General features: G+C 36.1%; 24 protein-coding genes. 6 read left to right on the plus strand and 18 right to left on the minus strand.

Going from position 1 to position 24946, the window contains the following annotated elements; translation table 11 throughout:
• Positions 1 to 53: 53 nt before the first annotated feature.
• From AC0L6O_RS09640 to AC0L6O_RS09655, 4 genes are all read right to left on the minus strand, one after another.
• On the minus strand, positions 54 to 992 hold the full coding sequence (locus AC0L6O_RS09640; RefSeq protein ID WP_473308136.1) for a nuclear transport factor 2-like protein: 939 nt from the start codon (positions 990 to 992) through the stop codon (positions 54 to 56).
• 331 nt (positions 993 to 1323) lie between these two features.
• Entirely contained in the window at positions 1324 to 1653 is a 330-nt protein-coding gene (locus AC0L6O_RS09645) for a HopJ type III effector protein (RefSeq protein WP_473308138.1), read from the minus strand.
• 83 nt (positions 1654 to 1736) lie between these two features.
• Positions 1737 to 2354 carry an HPP family protein gene (locus AC0L6O_RS09650; protein ID WP_473308139.1) on the minus strand — a complete coding sequence of 206 codons (618 nt, stop codon included), beginning with the start codon at positions 2352 to 2354 and terminating at the stop codon, positions 1737 to 1739.
• A 313-nt stretch (positions 2355 to 2667) separates the two neighbouring features.
• A complete protein-coding gene (locus tag AC0L6O_RS09655; RefSeq protein WP_473308141.1) occupies positions 2668 to 3558 on the minus strand; it encodes a bestrophin family protein in 891 nt (296 codons plus the stop codon).
• 126 nt (positions 3559 to 3684) lie between these two features.
• Here AC0L6O_RS09655 and AC0L6O_RS09660 point away from each other — a divergent pair, with 126 nt between their 5' ends.
• Complete coding sequence (locus tag AC0L6O_RS09660; protein ID WP_473308142.1) at positions 3685 to 4203, plus strand: DinB family protein; 519 nt, start codon at positions 3685 to 3687, stop codon at positions 4201 to 4203.
• Here the strand turns inward: AC0L6O_RS09660 and AC0L6O_RS09665 are convergent.
• The gene (locus tag AC0L6O_RS09665) at positions 4196 to 5122 is read right to left on the minus strand and encodes an AraC family transcriptional regulator (protein ID WP_473308143.1); all 927 of its coding nucleotides are present in this window, start codon (positions 5120 to 5122) and stop codon (positions 4196 to 4198) included. The genes AC0L6O_RS09660 and AC0L6O_RS09665 overlap by 8 nt on opposite strands.
• 235 nt (positions 5123 to 5357) lie before the next feature.
• On the opposite strand from AC0L6O_RS09665, the gene AC0L6O_RS09670 reads away from it, so the two are divergent.
• Both AC0L6O_RS09670 and AC0L6O_RS09675 read left to right on the plus strand, forming a co-directional pair.
• Complete coding sequence (locus AC0L6O_RS09670) at positions 5358 to 6881, plus strand: aldehyde dehydrogenase family protein (protein WP_111370450.1); 1524 nt, start codon at positions 5358 to 5360, stop codon at positions 6879 to 6881.
• A gap of 59 nt (positions 6882 to 6940) precedes the next feature.
• Entirely contained in the window at positions 6941 to 7312 is a 372-nt protein-coding gene (locus AC0L6O_RS09675; RefSeq protein ID WP_473308146.1) for a DUF779 domain-containing protein, read from the plus strand.
• Between the two features lie 64 nt (positions 7313 to 7376).
• Here the strand turns inward: AC0L6O_RS09675 and AC0L6O_RS09680 are convergent, their stop codons facing one another.
• Genes AC0L6O_RS09680 through AC0L6O_RS09705 form a run of 6 tightly spaced genes read right to left on the minus strand, consistent with a single transcriptional unit; the run spans position 7377 to position 15327 of the window.
• A complete protein-coding gene (locus AC0L6O_RS09680; RefSeq protein WP_473308147.1) occupies positions 7377 to 8543 on the minus strand; it encodes a glycosyltransferase family 4 protein in 1167 nt (388 codons plus the stop codon).
• Positions 8536 to 9630: a DegT/DnrJ/EryC1/StrS family aminotransferase gene (locus tag AC0L6O_RS09685; protein WP_473308149.1), complete on the minus strand. Its 1095-nt coding sequence runs from the start codon at positions 9628 to 9630 to the stop codon at positions 8536 to 8538. Before AC0L6O_RS09685 ends, AC0L6O_RS09680 begins: the two co-directional genes overlap by 8 nt.
• 53 nt (positions 9631 to 9683) lie before the next feature.
• The gene (locus tag AC0L6O_RS09690) at positions 9684 to 10928 is read right to left on the minus strand and encodes an ABC transporter ATP-binding protein (RefSeq protein WP_473308150.1); all 1245 of its coding nucleotides are present in this window, start codon (positions 10926 to 10928) and stop codon (positions 9684 to 9686) included.
• A gap of 6 nt (positions 10929 to 10934) precedes the next feature.
• On the minus strand, positions 10935 to 11768 hold the full coding sequence (locus AC0L6O_RS09695; RefSeq protein WP_473308152.1) for an ABC transporter permease: 834 nt from the start codon (positions 11766 to 11768) through the stop codon (positions 10935 to 10937).
• An 11-nt stretch (positions 11769 to 11779) separates the two neighbouring features.
• Complete coding sequence (locus AC0L6O_RS09700; RefSeq protein ID WP_473308153.1) at positions 11780 to 12874, minus strand: hypothetical protein; 1095 nt, start codon at positions 12872 to 12874, stop codon at positions 11780 to 11782.
• A gap of 14 nt (positions 12875 to 12888) precedes the next feature.
• Positions 12889 to 15327, minus strand: a complete 2439-nt coding sequence (locus tag AC0L6O_RS09705; protein ID WP_473308155.1) for an SLBB domain-containing protein — start codon at positions 15325 to 15327, stop codon at positions 12889 to 12891.
• Positions 15328 to 15481: 154 nt separating this feature from the next.
• Here AC0L6O_RS09705 and AC0L6O_RS09710 point away from each other — a divergent pair, with 154 nt between their 5' ends.
• From AC0L6O_RS09710 to pheA, 3 genes are read left to right on the plus strand one after another with little or no spacing between them, the layout of a single operon-like run.
• Positions 15482 to 17377 carry a DNA topoisomerase IV subunit B gene (locus AC0L6O_RS09710; RefSeq protein WP_473308157.1) on the plus strand — a complete coding sequence of 632 codons (1896 nt, stop codon included), beginning with the start codon at positions 15482 to 15484 and terminating at the stop codon, positions 17375 to 17377.
• Between the two features lie 20 nt (positions 17378 to 17397).
• Complete coding sequence (locus tag AC0L6O_RS09715; RefSeq protein WP_473308158.1) at positions 17398 to 18708, plus strand: dicarboxylate/amino acid:cation symporter; 1311 nt, start codon at positions 17398 to 17400, stop codon at positions 18706 to 18708.
• Between the two features lies 1 nt (position 18709).
• Positions 18710 to 19783, plus strand: a complete 1074-nt coding sequence (pheA, locus tag AC0L6O_RS09720; RefSeq protein WP_473308160.1) for a prephenate dehydratase — start codon at positions 18710 to 18712, stop codon at positions 19781 to 19783.
• A gap of 29 nt (positions 19784 to 19812) precedes the next feature.
• On the opposite strand, the gene AC0L6O_RS09725 is transcribed toward pheA, so the two are convergent.
• The 7 genes from AC0L6O_RS09725 to AC0L6O_RS09755 form a co-directional block, all read right to left on the minus strand.
• Positions 19813 to 20739: a bifunctional riboflavin kinase/FAD synthetase gene (locus AC0L6O_RS09725; protein ID WP_473308161.1), complete on the minus strand. Its 927-nt coding sequence runs from the start codon at positions 20737 to 20739 to the stop codon at positions 19813 to 19815.
• The gene (gene truB / locus AC0L6O_RS09730; protein ID WP_473308162.1) at positions 20726 to 21409 is read right to left on the minus strand and encodes a tRNA pseudouridine(55) synthase TruB; all 684 of its coding nucleotides are present in this window, start codon (positions 21407 to 21409) and stop codon (positions 20726 to 20728) included. Before truB ends, AC0L6O_RS09725 begins: the two co-directional genes overlap by 14 nt.
• Entirely contained in the window at positions 21409 to 22197 is a 789-nt protein-coding gene (locus tag AC0L6O_RS09735; RefSeq protein WP_473308164.1) for an undecaprenyl-diphosphate phosphatase, read from the minus strand. The genes truB and AC0L6O_RS09735 overlap by 1 nt, the downstream gene beginning before the upstream one ends.
• Positions 22198 to 22200: 3 nt before the next feature.
• The gene (locus tag AC0L6O_RS09740) at positions 22201 to 22476 is read right to left on the minus strand and encodes a DUF3098 domain-containing protein (RefSeq protein ID WP_473308165.1); all 276 of its coding nucleotides are present in this window, start codon (positions 22474 to 22476) and stop codon (positions 22201 to 22203) included.
• 12 nt (positions 22477 to 22488) lie between these two features.
• Complete coding sequence (locus AC0L6O_RS09745; RefSeq protein ID WP_473308167.1) at positions 22489 to 23367, minus strand: cell division protein FtsX; 879 nt, start codon at positions 23365 to 23367, stop codon at positions 22489 to 22491.
• A 64-nt stretch (positions 23368 to 23431) separates the two neighbouring features.
• Positions 23432 to 24286, minus strand: coding sequence for a lysophospholipid acyltransferase family protein (locus AC0L6O_RS09750; protein WP_473308169.1), 855 nt, complete (start codon positions 24284 to 24286; stop codon positions 23432 to 23434).
• Between the two features lie 52 nt (positions 24287 to 24338).
• Positions 24339 to 24932 (minus strand): bifunctional nuclease family protein, encoded by a 594-nt coding sequence (locus AC0L6O_RS09755; RefSeq protein ID WP_473308171.1) that lies wholly within the window; start codon positions 24930 to 24932, stop codon positions 24339 to 24341.
• Positions 24933 to 24946: the final 14 nt, after the last annotated feature.

Consider the following 24946-nt stretch of genomic DNA (forward strand, 5'->3'; position numbering starts at 1 on the left):
ATAAAATGCCCTTCAGATTTATTCCGAAGGGCATTTGAATTGTGCTTTACATTTTACCTAAACAATGCACCATTGTAGTAAACAATGGTATGCACAATTTTACCGTCTTTATTTACATTATGCTGGTAATGAAAGGGAACGGTAATCTCCTTTTTATCAGATTTTCTTATTACGTGAAAATCCCACCAAGAGTATAACACCCCAGTACCTCCCATTTCATATTCCATATAGTCAGGGTAACCAATTTGCTCTATTTGTACTATCTCAAAAGCCTCTAGAAATTTCGTGTTATTCTCCTTTAATTCATCAATCGTAATTGGCTCCTCTGAAGGATTGTTTATGTCAGTATAAGTGGCATTTTCGTCAAAAAAACTATAATACTTATCTTTATCTACATATTCAGCCGCTGCCATCATTAACCTTAGAGAATTGATGTTTTCATGTTGGTTATAAATGATTCCGTTTTTCCTTTCACTATATCCTCTTCTAATTTCGTTTCCAAATTCAGGGTTAATATAATTAGCTACCCTTCTAATCTTGTTGGCTTTTGTAAGCGAAAATGAACGGTGTACATACATATCAGCTTTAACACCTGTTTTCTTATGTACTCCTTTTAGAATATCCCAGCTATCTACAGTTACGGCATTATTGTCACTTGGGTCTTTAGTATATTCAAAGGCATCTGGATAGGATCCTTCTGCTGATTCAATAGAAAAATAGTTAAGTTCCTCAAACCAAATCCTGGCGGTTTGTAGGAAATTTGATTTACTTTCACCTTTATCAAAACGACTAGAAGTTACTGGATTGTAGGCTCTAAAGTCATCTGTCATGAGTTTAGCCATGGCGGTGGTATCTCCTTTAACTAAAGCTTTGGTAAAAGCATCTACTACTCCTAGTGCTGGGTGCTCGATATAAATAGTTCCGTTTACTTTTTTTTGGCTAAAGCCTACAAAAGGCAATAGCATCAATAGACATATAGTTATTTTTTTCATGATTATTCGGTCTATGTTTATAGTGCTGACTAGCACGGGTTTAGTTAAAAAGTAAACCCAAATACCAATTATGTTCGGGTACATGCAACCGATCTTATCCCAATGACCCTAAATAGTGTCCGAAGGTCTGTAAATATTGTCCGAACGAAAAAAAGCTATATAAGAATATGCTTAAATAGCTTTTTTCTAAATTTATTGAGCGTGAGTGTTTTATGCCTCTTCATTCTAGTGGTTTAGAATTTAAAGGACACGAAGAAGAATGGCCGAAAAAAGATTTTAAACTAACTTTATTCGCACACCTTAAGCTTCAGTCTTTTGGATTAGGATATTTTTACTTGAGCTTTAAAGCCTCGCTTTCAAAAACAACACCCTCCCAGCCAGTATTAATGAAATTTCTAATGTTTTGGTGGTCAGTAGCTTCAGGGTTTTCTAAAACGTCTTTACGATAGTAATCACCAAAACAGGCTAGTGTTTCATCTTTACTTAATTGGTTTAATAGACTGAAAGCAAAAACTTTGCAAGAACCATTGTTTTGACCAGCTTCATTTTGGGTTTTACCATTTTTGAAGGCAGTGGGAGTGAAGTTATAATTAGATTCTATGAAGTCTATTACCTCTTTGAACTGAACAGTTTGCGGATTGTTTTTGATTTTTTCTATCACTGTAATTTATTTTTTCTGCGAAGATACTATTAGCAAGAATGGAGACAAAATAATATTATGAGCTTAAGGGAATATGAGCTTTGTTAAGAGCGACTAAAAATAGACTTGGTAAGTTTTCCTCTGAATATTTTTTTGATGGAATTAGTAAACCTCCTGCTTGTAGGGTATTTTCTATAAGGCGTTATATTATTAAATATGAGCCCTACTCCAAAGAGTATTAAGGTTCCAGTGAGTACCGGAGATAGCACATAAATATAACCAAGTTCTGTTACTTTTTCAGAACCCATTACCGCTATTAAGGCGGTGGCACCTCCAGGAGGATGTAATGTTTTGGTTATTTGCATCAGCACAATGGACAGAGAAACTGCTAAAGGTGCCGTAAGCCAAATGATATCAGGAAATAGCTTATAAACCGTTACACCAAGAGCTGCAGATATCAAATGACCTCCAATTAAATTTCTTGGCTGAGATAAGGGGCTCTGGATGGCTCCATAAATAAGGACACTGGATGCTCCAAAAGAGCCAATTAAAAAGATGTTTTCGTCTTTTGTTAAAAAGTGGCTTTGCAAAAAGGCAATAATAGCAATGCCAATAAATGCTCCAAGAAACGACCAAAGATGCTCTCTAGTGTCAACCAAGGTCTCTTTGTAAATGACATACCGAGACAATCTAAGCCCACGCTTAAGTTTATTTTTTACCACGAAGTAATAAGCTCTTAAAGCATTTAATATTAGCTATATAAACTGGAAATTTACTTTAAGAATTGTATGTTTTGTTGTACCCAAAATTAAGAAGGATTGGCGGATGTTACGTCAAATAAACCATGAAGAAAGGGAGTTTAAAGACTTATACTTAAAGTCTATAGATTATATAGGTTTAAATGGATTCTATTTTTATAACTACTTGAAATATTTTATCAAATTTTAGCTCTGATGATCTAGGTATTAGCCTTTATTTCATAGGATTACGGTTTTCTAATTGCCATTTTACCTAAGTGAAATATAGCTTTAGCATTTACATAATATATTCACCATCTACACTTTCAATAGCTGGAGGAAGAACTGTTTCTTTGCGAGTTTGCAGCATGTTGATTTCAATGGTTCGGCTTATTTGTGTGATAGGAATACCAGTAGGAATTTCTTCAAAAGGATTTAGCAAAGACTGACCAATTTTATGGGTGGTTAGAAATACATAACCTATTAAAGTACCTACCGCAATAGACAATACCCCTACACTTTGCGAAGCAACGGCTGTCACCGTGACAATAAATACCCAAATGAAAATACTGGTGTAGTAATTATAAGTAGTAGGAAAAACGGTATTAGAAATTCGCTCTGATTTTCCCATTTCATTACAAAAATTGACTAACATTTTATTTAGTTCTAAAAATCTAAAACCGTCAATATTTCCATTATTGTAGGCCTCGTTAAGCTCCCTAGTCTGGATTGATAAAATAGCATTAGCCTTGTTGGATTCGTTAGCTATATAAGCTTGGTCTTCTTCACTTAAATATTTCAAATATTCTTTAGCATTACTATCACGAAGATTTTCTTTTAAAGCATATATAAAGGCTATATGCCTGTCAATAGCCACTTTAGACATTTCAGGCTTGTCTTTATAAAAGAAAAGTACTTGCCTAGCCCAAGTACGAGAGTCATTAACCAAAGCACCCCAAATCTTTCTGGCTTCCCACCATCTATCATACGCTTGGTTATTATTAAAACCAATAAAGAAAGCCAAGGCAGTACCCAATACAGATGGAATTAAAACCGGTAATTCTATACCAAAAGCTTGAAAGCGGCTAAAAACAAAAAAAGTAAGAACACAGGTAATTAAGTCAAAAAGGAAGTGCCTTCCAGTACCAGAAATGATTCTTGTAATGCTTACTTTTTTAGATATTATCATGTCTAGATTATTATTGGTTTATAGTAAAACAAGGCTATTTTGTAATAAAAGTACAAATTTAAGGATGCTAAAAAGCTTTAGACTAATTTACGTTTGTCTATTTTAGTCAAATCAAAACCAAGAACATTGTCAAAAGAAAAACTACCCGAAGTGTGGCTTAGAGGTTCTATTCCTGAAATTCCGGCCTTATTGCAGCCAGCGGCTCATGCTTTACTCCAAACAGCAGAAGAACTTCACTTGATATTAAAGGATGTTCCTAATGAACTTTTGATAGAAGAAATAGCTGGCAGAGCTACGCCTTCATTTCATTTGAAACATTTAACTGGGGTTTTAGATAGAATGCTCACCTATGCTAAAGGAGAATCTCTAAGTAAAGAGCAATTTGATTTTTTAAGGAATGAGAAAGCTATGGAGCCTATACCTAAAAAAGAGGAACTGATAAATGCTTTTGAAGCTAAAGTAAATGAGGCTCTTATTTACTTCAAATCTTTAGATGTAGCCAAGCTTATAGAAGCAAGGGGAGTAGGTAGAAAGCAATTGCCATCCACGGTTATTGGATTATTATTTCATGCTGCCGAACATGCACAGCGGCATTTGGGCCAACTTTTAGTAACAGTTTCGGTTTTGAAGAGTAAACCTAATTAACCCACTGGGCCAGTGAATTTTCTTTGGCCTTATATTGAGAAGGAGAGATTTTCTTCTTCTTTTTGAATACACGACAGAAATAAGAAAAGCTGTTAAAACCACTCGCTAAGTAGGCTTCTTTTATACTTGTTTTCTTTCTTTTAAGTACTTCTTCCGCTATTTTGATACGTTCTTCTATTATAAAATCGTTTGGCGAAATGCCCATTTCGTTTTTAAAAATTCTATAAAAGCTAGACTCGCTCATGTAAGCTTTATCGCTTAAGTTCTCTACAGAAAGTTGTTTTGTGATATTCTCTTTGATAAACTTAATAATATAAGAGATTCTGTCATCAGTACAGTTGGCGTTCGCGTTTTTAAGGTGAAGCCCTTTTGACTCGGTTTGGACTATTCTTATAAGGAGTTCTTGTAATAATGAATTTGCAAAAATGTCTTTAGAAGGATGGTTTTCTGCAAAAATGAAAATCAAACGTTGAAGTATTTGCTGTATGGCAATGTCATTGGTGAAATGGAAATTGTAGTCTGTCATTTTCCATTCTTTACCCTCCTGCTTCGGGCTTTTTTCGTTTAGAATTTGAATCGTTGATTTTATCAAATCAGTAGAAAATGCCAAAGCCAAACATTGTGTGGGCTTAATAGCGGTAGCTTCCGGGAAGTCAATGCACATCAATTCATTTTGTGGTAAAATCACAGACTCACCTGGAAGAAAATCAAAGGATTCAAGTCCTTGTAAGTGCATTATCTTTTTTCCAGTTAACATGCTCGCTAATACAGGGTCAGGAAACTTCAAAAGTACTTCATTAGCCTGTTGATGAGTTTCGAAAATATTAAGCTCCGCATTATTAAGCGTGTGGATGGTTCTGTTTTCCACCAAGGTTTCCAGTTTTCTTCTGGAAGAGAAAGAAGATGATAATGAGAGCATATATTTCCTGTTTCTTGTGTTATAAATGTACTTAAATTGTAAAATTCTACCAAGAAATATGACTTTATGAATGGCTTTTGTGCTAGTATTTAAGAGTATAGTGAAAGCTTTGGGAGGATAATGACATAGCTTGGCGTGATTTTGAAATGAACTAAGAGAATTGTGCTACTTAATGTAAATTTTCTATGATTGATTTGTACTATAATATTTTATTTAAACAAACCTAACATAGATTATGTCTGACGTACAAATGATAAGCAAGACTCTCGCTAGTAAGCCAAAGTTTAAAGAGCAATACGATAACTTTATAGGAGGTAAATGGGTAGCTCCTTTAAAAGGTCAATATTTTAGTGCAAACTCTCCAGTAGATGGTAAAGACTTCACTAAAGTAGCCCGTTCTACAGAAGAAGATGTAAACCTCGCTATTGATGCTGCATGGGCGGCAGCACCGCAATGGAATAATTCATCGGCAACAGAAAGAAGCAACATGCTCCTTAAAATAGCTGATGTTATAGAAGCTAACTTAGATTTATTAGCAAGGGTAGAAACATGGGATAATGGAAAAGCCATTAGAGAAACTAGAGCGGCAGATATGCCTCTTGCGGTAGACCACTTTAGGTATTTTGCAGGAGTAATTAGAGCAGAAGAAGGTTCAGCATCAGAGTTAGATGCTAATACACTCTCGCTTATTATAAATGAGCCATTGGGTGTAGTTGGTCAAATTATCCCTTGGAACTTCCCGTTACTTATGGCTACTTGGAAACTGGCACCAGCTTTAGCAGCAGGGAACTGTGTGGTTTTAAAGCCAGCGGAACAAACTCCGGTAGGAATCATGGTATTGATGGATTTGATAAAAGATATTCTTCCATCTGGTGTTTTAAACGTAATTAATGGTTTTGGTTTAGAGGCAGGGAAGCCTTTGGCGTCTAGCTCTAGAATCAATAAAATTGCTTTTACTGGTGAGACCACTACGGGGCAGTTAATCATGCAATATGCTTCGAAGAATATTATTCCAGTAACGCTGGAGCTAGGAGGGAAGTCTCCAAATGTGTTTTTCAAAAGCATCATGGAAGCTGATGATGATTTCTTTGATAAGTGTTTAGAAGGAGCTACACTTTTTGCTCTTAATCAAGGTGAAGTATGTACCTGTCCTTCCAGAATTCTGGTAGACGAGTCTATTGCTGATGCCTTTATTGAAAGGTTTATTGAGCGTGTGGAGGCCATTAAATTAGGACATCCGTTAGATGCTGAAACCATGATGGGAGCACAAGTGTCAAAAGACCAGTATGAGAAAATCTTAAACTATATAGAAATAGGAAAAGAGGAGGGAGCAGAGCTTTTGACAGGCGGAGCCGCAGCTACTATAGATGGTTTGGCTGAAGGCTATTATATCAAACCTACGGTTTTCAAAGGGAATAATAAGATGAGAATATTCCAAGAGGAAATATTTGGACCTGTGGTTTGCCTTACCACTTTTAAAGATGAGGCAGAGGCTATAGAAATTGCTAATGATACATTATACGGTTTAGGTGCTGGCGTTTGGACCAGAGATACACATGAAGCTTATAAAGTGTCTAGGGCTATAGAAGCAGGCCGCGTGTGGGTAAACTGCTACCATAATTATCCAGCTCATGCTCCATTTGGTGGGTATAAGAAGTCTGGTATTGGTAGAGAAAACCATAAAATGATGCTAGGACACTATCGACAAGCTAAAAATATGTTGATTTCTTACGACAAAAAGAAGATGGGTTTCTTTTAAAAAATTAGCAATAAGGAGGCTCATTTGAGTCTCCTTACTTCAGTTTAATCTTATTTAATATGGAATCAAAAAGAGTAATAGCAACCGACAAAGCAATCAAACTTATCTCTAAACTGAAAGAGCAGTATGGTGATTTGATTTTTCACCAAAGTGGAGGATGCTGTGATGGTTCTGCTCCAATGTGCTATCCGCTTGGAGACTTCTATATTAATGAAACCGATATTCAATTAGGGGAAGTAGCAGGCTATCCTTTTTATATGGCTCGCGACCAATATGAGTATTGGAAACATACACACCTTACTTTAGATGTGACAGAAGGAAGAGGCTCAAGTTTTTCGTTGGAAATACCTTTGGGAGTAAGGTTTATTATCAAGTCTAGGCTTCTAACAAAAGAAGAAAGTGATTTCTTTTCAGAAGAAGAAAAAGTATAAAATAAGCTAATTTGGGCTTGGAATCCGTGATGTATAGCTGTTTAAATCACCTTTGAGCTTAGAACTAAAACTTATCTAAATATTGCTTTAGTTTCTCCACAGAGTGCTCAAAGCTATAATTTGTAAGGATAGAGTTATGTCCGTTTTTCCCCTTTGTTTCTCTAATCTCTTTATTACTGGCTAAAAAAAGAAGATTTTCTGCCATTCCATTGACATCAAGATATTCAGCTAAGATACCAGCTTCATCTTTCACAAATTCAGAACAACCGCCCGTGTTTTTAAAACCTAAGATGGGCTTTTGACAAAGTGCCGCTTCTAACATTACCAAAGGAAATGGATCTTCTCTGCTACTTACCACAAATACATCCAGTGCATTTATAATTTCAACAGCTTTAGAAGTGGGGCTAATAAAAGTTACATAATCAGCAATGCCCATTTTACGAACATCATACATAATTTGCTCGTAGTACTTTCCCTCTGCTTTAAGTCCAATCCAAACGAAGTGAATCTTTTGAGAGGTATTCTTTTGCTTAATAGCATTAACCAAGCTAATAAAAATGTCTAATCCTTTTCTCCATTCTGCATTTCCACAAGCCCCAGCCAAAAAAGCATCTTGAGGAAGGTTGAAATCTTCTTTAATGCTATTGGGAATAGAGTTTTTGAAGAGTTTCAGTACTGACTCATTATCTACAAAAGAATGAATCACAGTAGTTTTTGAGTCTAAAGAGGGGTCAGCTTCTACTAAATTATCTTTAACTGCTTGGGAGCATGCTATGATGCCATCGGATGATTTAAGAAGGTTTTCTTTCTCAGATTTTCCTGCATAAAGGTCAAGAGAAAACTGAAGTTCATGAATATGAGAAATCAATGGAACTTGAAGTACCTCTTTAATTTGCGTAGCAGAGCACGCGGTGGCTATTGTATTAGCATATATAAAGTCAATTTTCTGAGAACGGTAACTTTCTTCAATAAAATCTTTAAAGTCCTTTTTAGAATCGGTCTTTATGATTTTTGAGAGAATTTTAGATTTCTTTTTCGATTTTTTAGGCGATTCTTTTACTTCACAAATAGACTCAAAATCACTTAAAAGTGGTCCCCATTTTAGAAGGCAAAGCAGCTGAACACCATATCCGGCAGCTTTAAAATCCTTCATTATATTTAGAAGAAATAGCTGAGCACCAGCACGGTTAGCATCGTGACTTACAAATAGTATGTTAGGTTTGCTAGCCATTTTTTTGAAGCACTTCGTTAATAATCTTACTAATTCTGATTACATCACTTTCAGGCAATCCAGGAAAGAGAGGAAGAGAAAGTACCCTATGAGAAACGGATTCAGAAACTGGGCATTTATCTGAGCTATTTACATAGCCCAATGTGTTTAGAGAAGGATAGAAGTATCTTCTTGGGAATACATCAGCTTCCTTTAGTTTAGCTATTATCTCATCAGTGATTTCTTTACTTTCAAATACTACTGGGTAGTAAGCATAATTGTATTCAAAGTTCTTTTGTTCTGTATACGGTCTGAAAATATGGTCAAAATTTAACTGTGCATCATAAATATCAAAAATGACCTTTCTCTTTTTGATGATTTCTTCTACATGGGGAAGGTTTGTCAATCCCATGGCAGCATGAAACTCAGAATTTTTACCATTGATACCTAGGCTAACATAATCGTCGTTAACATGGCCAAAACTTCTGTAATACCATATCTTTTTAGCCAGTTCAGGTTTTCCGTTGACAGATATAGAACCGCCTTCTACCGTATGGAAAACTTTAGTAGCATGGAAACTACAGGTAGCGATATCACCATATGATAAAAGCGATTTCCCATTAAGTTTAACATTGAAACCATGGGCAGCATCATAAACTACGGGTAAATTATATTTTTTAGCGATTTTCTCAATAGCCAAAACATCACATGGATTTCCATAAACGTGTGTAGCTAAAATTGCTGATGTTTTATCGGTTATTTTAGCCTCAATTAATTCTGGATTTATATTGAAATCATTTGAATTGACATCAACAAAAACTGGCTTACAATTTTCCCAAAGTATGGAAGTAGTGGTAGCACAGTAAGAGTATGGCGTGGTAATTATTTCACCAGATAACTCAAGAGATTTTATGGCAAGTTGAAGAGCAATAGTACCATTTGATACATAAATCAAACTTTCTAAACCAAGATAGTCTTTAAGTTTACCCTCTAGCTCCTGAAGTAATGGACCATTATTCGTTAACCAATTTGTCTCATAGATTTTATCTATGTAGGCTTGGTACTCTTCCTTAGGCGGTAAAAAAGCTTGGGTAACAAAAATGCTCAATTCAATGGGGTTATGAAGTTTCTTAAAATTAATAAAAGGCTTTAAGCAAAATACTACTTATTAAACTCTTTTTGCCAAGTTTTTAATTTTAGGTTTAAAGGTCTAATAGCACCAGGCCATTTACCTACCCATTCTACGTCTTCTCTAAAGTCTTGAATATCGAACATAAGAGCCTCTTCAAAGAAGAATAAAGGCTTAGACTCATCTTTAACCACCATCATGGAAATAAAGTAAGAACCATCATTTAAGAAGTTTCCAGGAATATTAAATTCGGTAGCTATAAGTCCTTTTTTATATATTTTACCTTCATTGGCTATGTTGAAAATACATTGGCCAGTCATGGTGTAAAGGAAAATACTCACATTCAGTTTAACATCATCGTGGTCATTCCAAAACTCATATTCTACTTTAAGTGGAGTAGCTGTGGTAAGCTGTGTACCAGTTTCTAGTTCCTCATTAGATTTTAGCTCAATTCTTTTAGCCAAAATCCCATTGTCTCCAGGAGCTTTTGACTGGTCTGTCCATTCTTGTTTAACCTGAAAAGAAGCCACGTTTTGAACGTAGTTATTAATCACCGAATTTATGTCGCCTGAGTCAATCAATTCGCCTTTTCGGAGAAATGCACCTTTATTGCAAAGGTTTTGAACGGCAGTTAGATTGTGACTTACAAACAGAATTGTTCTTCCGCTTTTTGAAACGTCACGCATTTTTCCAATACTTTTCTTTTGGAAATCGGCATCACCTACGGCTAAAACTTCATCTACAATTAAGATTTCAGGTTCAAGGTGTGCTGCAATAGCAAAACCTAACCTTACATACATTCCTGAAGAGTATCTTTTAACAGGAGTATCTAAAAACTGTTGAATACCTGCAAATTCCACAATAGCATCAAATTGAGCATTTATCTCATGGTTTTTCATACCAAGGATGGAGCCATTCAGGTAGATGTTTTCTCGTCCCGTAAGTTCTGGGTGAAAGCCTGTCCCTACTTCTAAGAGACTGGCCATTCTTCCTTGAATTCTTATTTCACCTGTGGTAGGTGCCGTTACTCTACTGAGTATTTTAAGTAATGTTGATTTTCCTGCTCCGTTTGAACCAATTACGCCTAGTCTATCACCTTTCTCTACAGTCAGGTTTATGTTCTGCAAAGCCCAAAAGAGCTCTTTCTCAGAGGGATTCTTTTTGGAGAAAACCGACTTTGAAAAGTTGACTAAATCTTCTCTAAGCGTATTAGTCTTACTAAGCTTGTGTTTAATAAGATAGCTTTTTGAAGCATTTTTTATTTCTATAGCAGGCATAAAATATTAGATGTAATCTACAAACGAACTTTCGTGTTTTCTGAAATAGCGAATTGACACAAAAAGGGTAACAAAACAAAATACTAAGAGGGGAATGAAACTATCCCAGTTAAATGTAAAAGCATCTCCTAAAAGAGCCCATCTGAATGCATCAATACAGCCAGTGACAGGATTAAGAACAAATAATTTATAAGTCCAGTGAGATGCTACAGTATCTGTGGTATAAAGTACTGGAGAGATGAACAAACCAAAACTTATGACAAAAGGAATAAGCTGACCAATATCTCTATATTTCACATTTAGTACTGACGCAAATAACCCAATACCACTTGCTGCCAAATAAGCTAGAATGATAAATAGCGGAGCAAAAATTATTTTATAGTCTGGTATGTAGCTGTAGTAAAAGCAAAAACCAATAAAGACACATAAACCAATAATGACATCCAATAAGCCTAAAAAGAAGGAACTAAATGGTATAATAATTCTTGGGAAAAAGACTTTAGAAACGAGGTTGTTATTAGTCACCACACTCAAACTTATAGTCATTAGTGATTGTGAGAAAAATAGCCAGAGTATATTACCAGATAAAATAACTAGGATGTACGGTATTTCTGAATTTTCCCCAAGGGTACCAATTCTGTTTACTCCAAAAACATAAACCATGGAGGATATTAAAGGTCTTAAGATACTCCACAAAACACCAAAAATGGTTTGCTTATACCTAACCATGATGTCTCGCTTAGCAAGAATCCAAAATAACTCGCGATAATCAAATACTTCTTTCCAGTAATCCCAAAAGGAGGGATATGAAGATATAACTTTTACTTTCTTATTGTCCAAAATACTCCGGTTTATTGGTCTTGCATGATTTTTTTATAAGAATCTGCCAAACTTATAACAATGATGGTAAGCACAAGAAATGCTAAACTACTTAATTTTAGGTTCAAACCTGTTTCCGCATCTTCTCTTTCTAGAGGCAATCTTGTTTCTTCCACGATAGTGAAAATTGGTGTTTGCTCTATAATCACTCTTTCTAAGCTTTTTATAGTATTTAACTGGGTTAAATATTGTGTTGATAAAAAGCTACTCTTTCTTTGGGTTTGGGTTTGATAAAGACTTGCTCTTGGGTCTACCACATTAGGGTTCTCAAAAGTTAATCTAGCCATACGACCATCGGTCTGTGATAATTCCGATTCTATCTTTACTAACTGTTCTTTCTGTGTTTCCAGGAGTTCTCTGGTTTTCTTAGTTTTCATTTCCACATAGAACTCTTCTGTAGTTTGAAGCACAGCCTCTACCCATTTTTTTACCAACATCTCATTGGTAAGTTTAGCGGTAAGAACCATGATACTACTTGTGGTTTCAACTAACTCTACTGAGGTAGTTTCCTTCACTTTATCATAAATGGCATTAACCATTAAGTTTTCTAATTGAGAAAACTCATTTATATCCTTATCCTCAAATTTATGGTCTATTGCTGCTTGAAAAGGTTTTCTGAATAAACTGCCTCCCCATTCGTTCGTTTTGATATTACTACTATCCGCTATGTAGTTTATCATCAAAAGTGAATCACCATTTACTACTACGGTTTTCATTAGAGCTCTTTCCATTACCGCTCTAGACCTAAGGAGTGTTGGAAAGTTTTGACTAGTGAAAAGGTCACCACCAGAAGCTGTATTTTGATTGAAAATACCAAAGGTGCTTGCAAGGCCACCTAATTGGCTTTGGCCATTTCCTCCACCTAACTCTAGGTTGAAAATTATAGTACTTCTATAAAGGCTTTCTTTTTCTACAAATAAGTCTAAGGTTAGGCTCAGAGAAGCACCTATTAAAAGGGCTGCAAGCCAAATTCTCCATTTACTAGCCAGAAGATCTAAAAAGTCAAAAAATTGACTCATCAGTTCTTTTGTGGATACTTGACGTTCTGTGTTACTTTCTAATTCCATAAGGGCTGTTTAAACTATTTACCTAGACTAATGAATCCATAAATACTGAAGATTGTACCAAGGGTAGCACTAAGTGTTCCTAATACATTTGCAAAGCTAGCTAATTGGTCAGCATTGTTCTGTGCTTTTTGTGGTACTATTATTTCGGAACCTGGTTCTATTTTTGGGTAAATATTAAAAACTAAGAATTTTCTTGTTCTATCAACAGAACCATTTGGATAAAGAACGTATGATTTTCTTCTCAAAGATTTCTTAGTAAATCCACCTGCTCCTGATATATAGTTTTTAAAGGCTGAGTCTTTCATATATTTTACTGTGGTAGGATAAAGTACTTCGCCTTGAATTCTAATAGTCTCTAGAAGTTTAGGTACTTTAATCAAATCACCATCTTGTAATGTTAAATCTCCAACCTCTCCTGGATATTTTATAATCTCAGCTAAGTCAATATCAATAGATTCTTCTCTTGTTTCTTCCACCTCGTCTATCTCAATTACCTGAGTATCTGTTCCTCCAGTACTTAGGGCTTCCAGTGTTTTTCTTTTTTGCTCTAGCTCTAATTCCGAAAGCTGTACCGTTCTAACAAGCGTAGCTCCTGGGCTATAAGCTTGTAAAGTCAAGCCTCCCGCTCTTTTTATCAAATCAGATATCTTTTCATCTTTACTAGCTATTCCGTAAGTAGAGGGATAAAAAACTTCACCTTCAATTTTAACATAAGTTTGCTCTTCATAGTTAGGAGAAGAACGAACAAAGATTTCATCAAATGGTTGAAGAATTACATTCTCTTTTCCACTTACTACTTCTAAATCTGGCGTTACGTCTAATCTAATAATGTCAGAAATTTGAGCATTTACTTTGGTTATATCCACGTTTCTTTTTCTTCGAACTATCTCAATTCTTGATAAACTTGCCGCTTCTGTTAAACCACCTACTCTAACTATAACATCTTCTAAAGTTAGGTTTTTGGCATAAGGTAACTCTACGCCAGCTTCTGCATCAGGATTATTAATAGAACCTTGGATTCTAACAAAAGCCACCTCTGTTAAGTCAAATATTGATGGAACTATAACTAGGTCTTCACGCCTTAGCACTACATCCGCCGTGTTTCCGGATAAAATGTCTCTATAGTTTACGGAAAGGTTTTCTGTAGACAAATCAGCGTTAGTTCTTACTATGGATATTCTTCCCATTAAGGCATCGTCCATAAGTCCATCAGAAGATTCTATTAGTGATTTTAGTGTTGGGTTGCTATTTAGAGAGTATTCTCCAGGTCTGTAAACCGCACCTTCTACGCTTACAAGGTTTGAAAACCTCTCTAAAACTTCATTGACAAAAACAGAGTCACCATTTGTCATGGCGAAGCTATCGTAGTTTGTGTTCATTACATCTACAATCTCTTTTTCTTTACTCGTGTTTCGGTAAATTTTTAGCCTATGTGTGTATGATTTTGTTCCAAAACCACCAGCGTAAGAGATGGCATCTGATAAGGTTTCATTTGGAAGTAATTCAAAATAGCCCGCTCTCTTAGTTCCCCCACCTACAATAACTCTATTTACAAATGGTCCTATAAGAATAACATCTTGGTCTTTTAAAAGAATATCATCCTTTGAAAAGCCTTTCATGAGTATATCGTAAAGGTCAAGTGTAGCTACAGTTGAGTTATTACGAATGACCTTTATTTGCCTGAAAGAGCCTATCTCGTTAGGTCCGCCACTTCTGTAAAGAGCAGAACTAACTGTACTTAAAGAGCTCATAGTGTAAGTTCCAGGAGCAACTGCCTCACCTGTGACACTTACTTTTATGCTTCTGACATCTCCTAGAGAGATCTTAAGTTTCATGGTGCCATTACTAATACCTGGGTAAATCTTAGTGAGAGCTCTCTTGATACTTTCTGTAGCATCTTCAATGGTTTGACCAGAAACCTTTATAAGACCGGCTCTACTTAAAGTAATGTAACCGTCAGGGTTTATCACTACTTCTTGGTGCTCTTGCAAATAACCATAGATATCAATGATAAGTTGATCATTTGTTCCTAAAACGTAATTGTTTGGTGTAGGAATGTTATGAACAGCGTTTGGGTCAAAGTTTTGAAGATTGAAAAGCTTGTAACCAAATATTTTTCGTCTTAGCGTTTCAATAGCAATGTCTTCCATTTCCCTTTCTTCCATAACTAAGGCTACAGAGTCTTCATGAGTCATGGCCTCAGTGTCTTCATCTGTAAGCCCATTTGCTCTAAAGCCATCTTGTGGCGTTTGCTGCATAGTTTTACCTTGGGTTTGACCCGTTGGGTAACCTTGCTGTGGATAGCCTGGTATGGTAGTACCAGTATTGGGGATAGTTTGAGGATAAACTGGATAGGTTTGAGCCCAGCTAGAGCCTGAATAAAAAGTAAGAAGTATAATACCAATTAGAACTTTCGAGATTAAATCTGAATTCCTAACTTTGGACAAATTCATAGACAAACATTTAAATATATTGTAAACCACTTTTGGGTCTCTCTTAGTATTAAATTCCTGCAAAATAACGGAAGATTTTTGGTTTTGAGAACTCAAATAGGTTTTAAATATTGCTTAATGATTTAATAATTATACTACTGCTGATAGATTAACAATGGCTGAAGAAAAAGAACCGCAATACAATGAGGATAGTATTCGCTCATTAGACTGGAAAGAGCACATAAGACTTAGACCAGGTATGTATATCGGAAAGTTAGGTGATGGAGCATCTGCAGACGATGGCATTTATGTATTACTAAAAGAGGTGATGGATAATTGCATTGATGAATATGCGATGGGGCACGGTAAAGCCATAAATATTGTAATTGATGACGGGAGTGTAACCGTGAGAGATTATGGTAGAGGAATTCCCTTAGGAAAGGTAGTAGACGTGGTGTCAAAGATTAATACAGGGGCAAAGTATGATAGTAAAGCCTTCCAAAAGTCTGTTGGTCTAAATGGTGTGGGTACTAAAGCAGTGAATGCACTTTCTTCGTTTTTTAGAGTTCAGGCCTTTCGTGAAGGTCAAACTGCTTGGGCTGAATTTAACGTCGGCGTACTTAAAGAGCAATCAAAACTAGAAATAACGACAGAGAAGAATGGTACGCTGATAGAGTTTGTGCCTGATAATTCAGTTTTTAAAAATTACCATTACATACCGCAGTACATTGAAAGTATGATATGGAATTACTGCTATTTGAACGCAGGATTAACTATCAACTTTAACAGAAAGAAGTTTATTTCTCAGAATGGACTTTTGGATTTACTTCTTAGAAAAACGGAAGAGGCAAATCTTAGATACCCAATTGTGCATTTAAAAGGAGCTGATATTGAAATGGCTCTGACGCATAGTAACCAGTATGGAGAAGAGTATTCTTCTTTTGTAAATGGGCAAAATACTACACAGGGAGGAACGCACTTGTCCGCCTTTAAGGAAGCCATTGTCAAAACGGTTAGAGACCATTACGGTAAAGATTATGCCGCAGAGGATATTAGAGCGTCTATTATAGGTGCAATATCTATTAGAGTGCAAGAACCAGTTTTTGAGTCGCAGACTAAAACGAAATTAGGTTCTATTACTATTTCGCCAGAAGATAATGCTCAAACGGTAAGGACTTTTATCAATGATTTTGTGAAGGAGCAGTTTGATAACTTCCTTCACATGAATCCTGAGACTAAAGATGCTTTAAAGAAGCGAATAGAGCAGTCTGAAAGAGAAAGGAAGGAATTAGCAGGTGTTAAAAAATTGGCAAATGAGCGAGCTAAAAAGGCAAGTTTGCATAATAAGAAGTTAAGAGACTGTAAGTATCATTTGACCGATGTCAAATATGAAGACAGGTTAAATACAACATTATTCATTACAGAGGGTGATTCGGCCTCCGGTAGTATTACGAAAGCTAGAAGCCCAGAAACGCAAGCCGTATTTAGTTTGAGAGGGAAACCTTTGAACTGTTTTGGCTTGAGTAAGAAAGTAGTTTATGAGAACGAAGAGTTTAACTTATTGCAGCATGCACTGAATATAGAAGACGGCATGGACGGTCTTAGATATAATCAAGTGGTGATAGCGACAGATGCTGATGTTGACGGTTCTCACATTAGATTATTACTGTTAACTTTCTTTTTACAGTTTTTTCCGGATGTGGTTAGGGGTGGACACCTATATATTCTTCAAACACCCCTGTTTAGAGTACGGAATAAGAAGGAAACCATCTATTGCTATTCTGACGATGAAAGACAGCATGCAATTAAAAAACTTGGAGGAAAACCTGAAATAACTAGATTTAAAGGGCTTGGTGAGATTTCTCCGCACGAATTTGAAGGTTTCATAGGAAAAGATATTAGATTGGATCCCGTAATACTCGAAAAAGAATCTAGCATTGCTAAAATCTTAGGATACTTTATGGGAAAGAATACTCCTGAACGTCAAAAGTTCATCATTGAAAACCTGAAAGTAGAAAAAGATATAGTAGAAGAAGACCAGATTCCAACAGAGGATTTAGAAACTGTTTAAGCTCTGAAAAAATTATATCTATGAGAAAAATTGCTCTGCATTGGCAGATTATTATTGGAATGTTCGCGGGTCTACTTATTGGGGCTCTATTTCTTATGTTTCCTTGGGGAAAAGATTTTGTGGTCGATTGGATAAAACCCTTCGGTACCATATTTATTAATTCCCTTAAATTAATAGCCATTCCTTTAATCATTGCTTCTCTAGTTAAAGGTGTTTCAGATTTAAATGATATTCGTCAACTGTCTAAGATGGGGTCTAGAACCATCGGGATGTATATCCTAACTACTATTTTTGCGATATCAATCGGACTTTTACTAGTTAACATTGTAAAGCCAGGTAGTTTTATTGAAGAAAGTACTCGCGTAGAAATGATGCAGAGTTTTGCGGGAGAAGCTGATACTAGAATAGCATCTGCAAATCAAACGAAGGAAAGAGGACCACTAGACGCCCTAGTTGACATTATTCCTGATAATATAGTGGCTGCTGCAAGTTCTAATGGCAATATGTTGCAGATTATTTTCTTTGTTGTATTCTTCGGAATAGGCATTATCTTGATTGAGCCTAGTAAATCTAAGCCGGTCAAAGACTTCTTTGATGGTCTTAATGAGGTGATATTAAAGATGATTGACATCATCATGCTTTTTGCTCCATTTGGTGTTTTTGCATTGCTAGCCACCTTAATGGTGGAAGCTCCTTCGTCAGATGTATTTATTGCACTTGGTGCATATGCATTAACGGTAGTGTTTGGTTTAGCATTTTTATTATTTGTTTTTTATCCTTCTGTGGTAAAAATATTTACTGGTATTGACTTTAAAACCTTCTTAAATGGAATTTCGCCAGCTCAGTTGTTGGCGTTTTCTACTAGTTCTAGTGCAGCTACGCTTCCTGTTACTATGGAAAGGGTAGAGGAGCATTTGGGTGTAGAAAAAGACGTAGTTTCGTTTGTTTGCCCGGTAGGAGCTACCATCAATATGGATGGTACCAGCCTTTATCAGGGTATTGCTGCAGTATTTATTGCCCAGGTTTTTGGGAATGACTTGACACTTTCCGACCAGCTTGTTATAGTACTTACAGCCACTTTGGCTTCTATAGGTACGGCTGCCGTGCCTGGTGCAGGTATTTTGATGCTGGTGATAGTTTTGGAATCCATTGGTGTTAATCCAGCAGGAATTGCTCTTATATTTGCGGTAGACAGACCTTTAGACATGGTAAGAACCGCTGTCAATGTTACCAGTGACGCTACCGTAGCTTTGCTAGTAGGTAAAAGTTTGGGTAAAATTAAAGACCCAAATGTCAAAAACTGGGACGACCACTATAAACCTCAAGACTAAATTGAATTTAGACGAACTTAGATTAGGCATTAATACAATTGACAGCCAATTGCTCAAACTACTTAATGAGCGAATGGAACTGGTAAAAAAGGTAGGTGTATTAAAACATCAGACCAACACAGTTGTTTACAGACCAGAACGTGAGAAGGAAATTATCTCAAGGTTATCTGCGGAGAATAATGGTCTTCTTAGCCCTAAGGCTATTGAAGCCATTTTTTTAGAGATTTTTGCTACAGCTAGAAACATAGAGCTTCCTGAGAAAATAGCCTACATGGGGCCAAAGGGTAGTTTTACACATCAAGCCGCCGAAAGTAGATTTGGAGCTTTGGGAGATTACATCATGCTGCCTTCTATTAAGTCTGTTTTTGAAGCTGTAGATACTGAAAGAGCTCGCTTTGGGGTTATTCCTATTGAAAATAATCAGGCTGGTATAGTTTACGAAACGGTTGATTTGCTCAATGAAATGGATGTCAGTATAGTAGCTGAATTAAAATTATCCATTCATTTTGCATTGGGTTCTATGGCTAATAAACTGACTGATATCAAAAGAATCTATTCGAAAGATATAGCTTTTAGACAGTGCCGTGGATTTTTAAACAAGTATTTTGAACAACAAGATATTGAAGAAATTCAGGTAGAGTCAACCTCAAAAGCTGCTAAAATGGCTTCTGAAGACCCTGAAAGTGCAGCAATTTGTTCTGAAATAGCGGCTAAACTTTTTGGTCTGCCTATGGTTTTTCAAAACATAGAAGATAATAGTAATAACAGAACACGTTTCTTTATTCTTGCCAAGGAATTTGAAAATCAGCCTAGCGGGAATGATAAGACCACAATGATAGCAAGGCTTCAAAATACGGAGACTTCGGGTGTTTTAGCTGATTTCTTAAATGAGTTTAAGCAGAATGAAATCAATATTACTAAGATAGAGAGTCGTCCTTATAAAGGTAGTCAGGAGTTTAACTTCTGGTTTTTTATTGAAGTAATGGGTAATTACAAAGAGAAAAACCTAGCGGATGTTTTAGCTAAATATCCTAAAGAGATTAAGATTTTGGGTAGTTATGTGAAGAATATTTAAAAGCTTAGCATATTGAGCTATTTTAAAAACTAGCTCAATATGCTCCTAGCTGCCTCACAATCCTTATTAATTTGGGTTACCAATGCGTCTACACCGTCAAATTTTAGTTCAGGACGGATATAGTCAATAGTTTCTACTTTGAGCGTTTCACCGTAAATGTCGTCGTCAAAATCTAGAATATGTACTTCTTGAGTAATCCCGGTACCTTCTACGGTAGGACGATTACCTATATTCATTACACCGTTTAAAATTTCACCTCTAAGGTGCACTTTGACCGCATAAACACCTGTAGCAGGAATAAGCTTATACTTCTTTGACACATTAACATTGGCTGTAGGAAAACCTATGGTTCTACCCAATTGACGTCCTTTTTTTACCAAACCTTGAAAAGAATAAGTTCTTCCTAAGAGCTCATTGGCAACCTTAACTTCTCCCTTTTGCAGGGCATTTCTAATTTTGGTAGAACTAATAGTTAAACTGTCAATCTCTTGCCTAGGAATCTCAACAATATCTATTTTAAAGCGTTCTGAGTTCTTTTTTAGGTAATCAAAACCACCTTCTCTGTTTTTTCCAAAACGGTGGTCATAACCAATCACTAAAGTCTCTGTACCTATTCCTGAGATTAGAATATCTTCTACATATTTCTCAGAACTTAACTCGGAAAACTCTCTGGTAAAAGGTAAAACAATAAGATGGTCTACCCCTAAATTGGCTAATAAAACAATTTTCTCATCTAAGTTTGAAAGCAACCTTAGGTTTTCACGGTCGGGAGAAATAATAAGCCTAGGATGGGGCCAAAATGTTATCACCACACTTTCGCCTTGGGTTTCTTTTGCGGCTTGTAAAAGCCTAGAAATGATTTTTTGATGACCTATATGTACACCATCAAAGGTACCAGAGGTTACCACCGCATTTTTTAAGGGGGTAAATTCGCTTAACTCTCTATAAACTTTCACGTATCGTTCTAATTTTTTCAGCCACAGCCAAGACATCTTCCGCATCATCAACAGAAAAATCGCCAATCTTAGTTCTTCTAAGGCTTGATAAATGGGCTCCAGAATTAAGTAGTTTGCCAAAGTCATTGGCCATACTTCTAATGTAGGTTCCTTTTGAACAAACAATTCTGAAAGCAATTACAGGGAAGTTGGAATCATCAATTTCAAAAGCTTTGATTTCCACCTCCCTAATTTTCAATTTAATTTCTTCCCCTTTCCTGGCAGCATCATATGCCCTTCTTCCATTCACTTTAACAGCAGAAAAGATGGGAGGAGTTTGCTCAATTAGCCCTGTCATTTTACTGACAGCTTCTGCAAGAGCCTCTTTAGTGATATGCTCGGTAGGGAAATCTTGGTCAAACTCAGTTTCTAAATCATACGATGGCGTGGTAGTACCCAAAGTAAAAGTGCCTGTGTATTCTTTTTCTTGAGCTTGATATTGTTCTATTTGCTTAGTCTTTTTTCCTGTACATAGGATAAGAAGACCAGTAGCCAAAGGGTCTAAAGTGCCGGCATGGCCCACTTTCTTAAATTTTCCCGCCCATCTTATTTTTTTTACTGCGTCAAAAGAAGTCCATTTTAGCGGCTTGTCAATAAGTAGTACAGTACCGTTTTCGTCGAAATAATCCATTAAACGCTTAAGTCGTATCCCATGGCTAACATGCCTAGAATTATTAGACCAATTACTATTCTGTAATAGCCAAATACTTTAAAACCATATTTTTGAAGAAACTCAATGAAGAATTTTATGGCAGCTAAGGCTACAATAAAGGCAACTACATTACCAATGATTAAAAGTTTAATCTGTTCATTACTAAATGTTAAGTTTCCATCAAGATAACCTTTTAACATTTTATAGGCAGCTGCTGCAAACATGGTAGGCACAGCCAAAAAGAAAGAGAACTCTGCTGAAGACTTTCTAGTTAAACCTTGTGTCATACCTCCAATAATAGATGCAGCAGACCTTGACACGCCAGGAATCATGGCGATACATTGAAAGAAACCTATTTTTAAAGCCGTACCGTAACTGATATCATCTTTTTGAGGCTTGTCCTCAAAAACCTTATCAATAAAAACAAGGACAATTCCACCTAGAACTAGCATAACTGCAACTACAATTACATTTTCTAGTAACATGTCTATGTAATCATTAAGCAAAAGACCAATGACAGCAGCTGGAATAAACGCAACAAACAACTTATAGTAAAAGTCTAAAGACTGTATAAAGCGTTTCCAATAAAGCACTACCACAGAGAGTATAGCACCAAACTGAATTTGCACCTCAAAAATCTTAGTAAAATCATCCTTATCAATCCCCATAATAGAGGATGCAATAATCATATGCCCCGTAGAGCTAACCGGAAGGTATTCAGTGATACCTTCAATAATAGCCAAAATAATGGCCTGTATATAATCCATTCCTTACGCTTTTTTCTTTAAGATGGCATATAGTTCTATCATGAAACCACAAAAGACCACTATTGGCCCTAAGGTAATTCCCAAAAATCCGAAACCGAATTCTTCTTTGTCTAAGGTCATGATTATAAAACCCGCAAGAATTACTCCGATTCCAATTAACATAAATTGGAAATTACTTTTACCAAATGGCAAGCCAGAAGCTGGAGAAGTCTGTGCCGCTTTTGCAGCTGGTGGTGCATCAACGGATGTTTTATTGGCTATTTTTTTATTTTTTGACATGAGGTCTGCTTATTAATATAAATCGTCTAAATCTACGTTTAAATATTTATTTATCGACTGAAAAGTACTTACTAAACCTATTAGCGGCCCAAGAATTAGCATGATAACAATGACATAAATCATCATTTGCTGGTTCTGAATTATACTTAAACCATCTACTTGTTTTAATGCTAGCTGCTGCGTTATCAAAATAAGAGCTGATGCTATCACCCCAGCAATAAAACCTTGGAGCAATCCTTTTGAAACAAATGGTTTTTGAATAAAGCCATTTGTGGCACCCACGAGCTGCATAGTTCTGATAATAAAACGCTGCGAGTATAGTGCCAACTTTATGGTATTATTAATCAATAATATAGTAGCAATTAAGAATATGAGTACAATAGCCGAGAGAATCAAATAGGCTTTATTAGCATTTTCTGTTATGCCATTGACAAAGTCTTTAGCATAATCTGCCTCATAAACACCTGACACCGCTTCTATCTTTTGTTTCAAAATGGCTAATTCGCCATCAGTAAGTAATTCCTCTTTGACCTTTAGGTTAAAGGCATCTCTAAAAGGATTGTCCCCTAAAATTTCTTCATAGCTCTCATTCGTTTCAGCTAAGAAATTTTCTGCTGCAGTTTTACTAGAGATAAAGGTTATTAAACTCGCATCTCCTTTTTTCTCAATTTCTGGGAATGAGGCAATAACCTGATGAATAGAATCAATCTTGGCTTCACTAAGGTTTCTGTCAAGATATGCTTGTACCTCTATGTTTTGCTTAATGTATTTAATAAGCTCTTTGGATGAAAATGCCACCCATCCACAGAAGCCAATAAGAAAAAGTGCCACTGTAAGACTTAGAGTGATAAGGATTCCGGGATAACTACCTAGTTTTTTGTTTGACTTCATCTATTTGAAAAGGTTAAACAAAGATAATCTTGTAAATGGAAAAGGAATAGGGGTTTAGGCTTTTTTAAGAATTTAAATTTTCAGCCTCTGCTTTCCACTCCGCAATATTTTCTGGAACGTTCTGCTCAATAATCTTAGTGACCATAGCAACTATCTCTTCCAGAGGTTGATCTTTATCAAAATATATGGGTTGCTTAAACCTGACTTTTAAGTTGGTATTACGCTTTTTGTAAGTTAAGCCAGTTTTATTAAAAGCCCTTCTAAAGCCATCAATAACCACAGGTACCACCACTGGGTTATTATCTTTTATAAGGTGAGCAGTTCCTTTTCTAATAGGAGCATAGGCGGTGGTGGTTCCTTGTGGAAAGGTGACAACCCAGCCATAATTAAGCCCTTTTTGTACATTATCGGCAGCAGACGTATCTACATCTCGCTGAACGTTTTCTCCTTTTGCTCGCCAAGACCTATCTACCATAATGGCACCAGCCAAGGCAAATAATTTTGGAATAAAACCAGATTTCATAGTTTCGCGGGCAGCCACATAAAAGGTTTTAGCTCTTGGTGAGAATAGGTAGAAAGGATAAAGCTTTCTAAACATTCCCCATTTAGCGGCAGAGAAAATATGATAAAACGTAATTACATCAGCAAAGTACGTTTGATGATTTGATATGAAGAGAACGTTGGTGTTAGGCAGTTCTTTTAAATAATTACCTCCTTCTATTGTCAGCTTATTAGCCACAGCTAATCGCCAATAAGTGGGCCAGCCTGCCACAAAAATTACAATCCTTTTAAGAAGCAAGGGGTAGCCAAAAGGGTCGGACTGGAACAAACCAAAAATATCAAGATAATTCAATATCCTAGACAATGGCTTATCACCAATAGCCTTAAAAGGCAAGAAGTTTCTTAAGATTTTTAACATATGGTTTTTCTATTCTCCAATAATAGCTAAATAATTGGAGATTGTACGTAGTTTAATTTCTACGCTCTATTTCATCTCGAATTTTAGCAGCATTTTCATACTCTTCATTTTCAAGAGACTCATTCAGTTTTAAAGTAAGCTCAGACATGGTGAATTCTGAAAGTGGCTTAGCCCCTTCAACTTTTACCGTCACACTTTTCTTAGGTTTTTCTTCGTGCTCACTTTCGTCCCTAATATCTTCTGTATTTACACCAGCTTCATCTAGTACATGCTGCGTAGTATATATGGGGGCATTAAATCTTAATGCGATGGCTATGGCATCCGAAGGCCTAGAGTCAATATTTTTTTGACGTATTCCGTCAGAGCAAACTATTTTTGAATAAAAAACACCATCATCAATGTTTGTAATTAATATTTCTTCGACTGTGTAGTCAAAAGAACTAGAAAATGACACAAACAAATCATGGGTTAACGGTCTTTTTGATTCAATGTTTTCTGAAGCAATGGCTATTGCCTGGGCTTCAAACATACCAATGATAATAGGTAAGCGTAGGTTTCCTCCCTCTTCGCCTAGTACCATAGTAAAAGAACCTGCCTGAACTTGGCTAGGTGATATATCGAGTATTTCTAGTTTTATTTTATCCACTGCACAAATATAAA

The sequence above is a fragment of the Arcticibacterium sp. GJ41-1 genome (genome assembly GCF_055808875.1).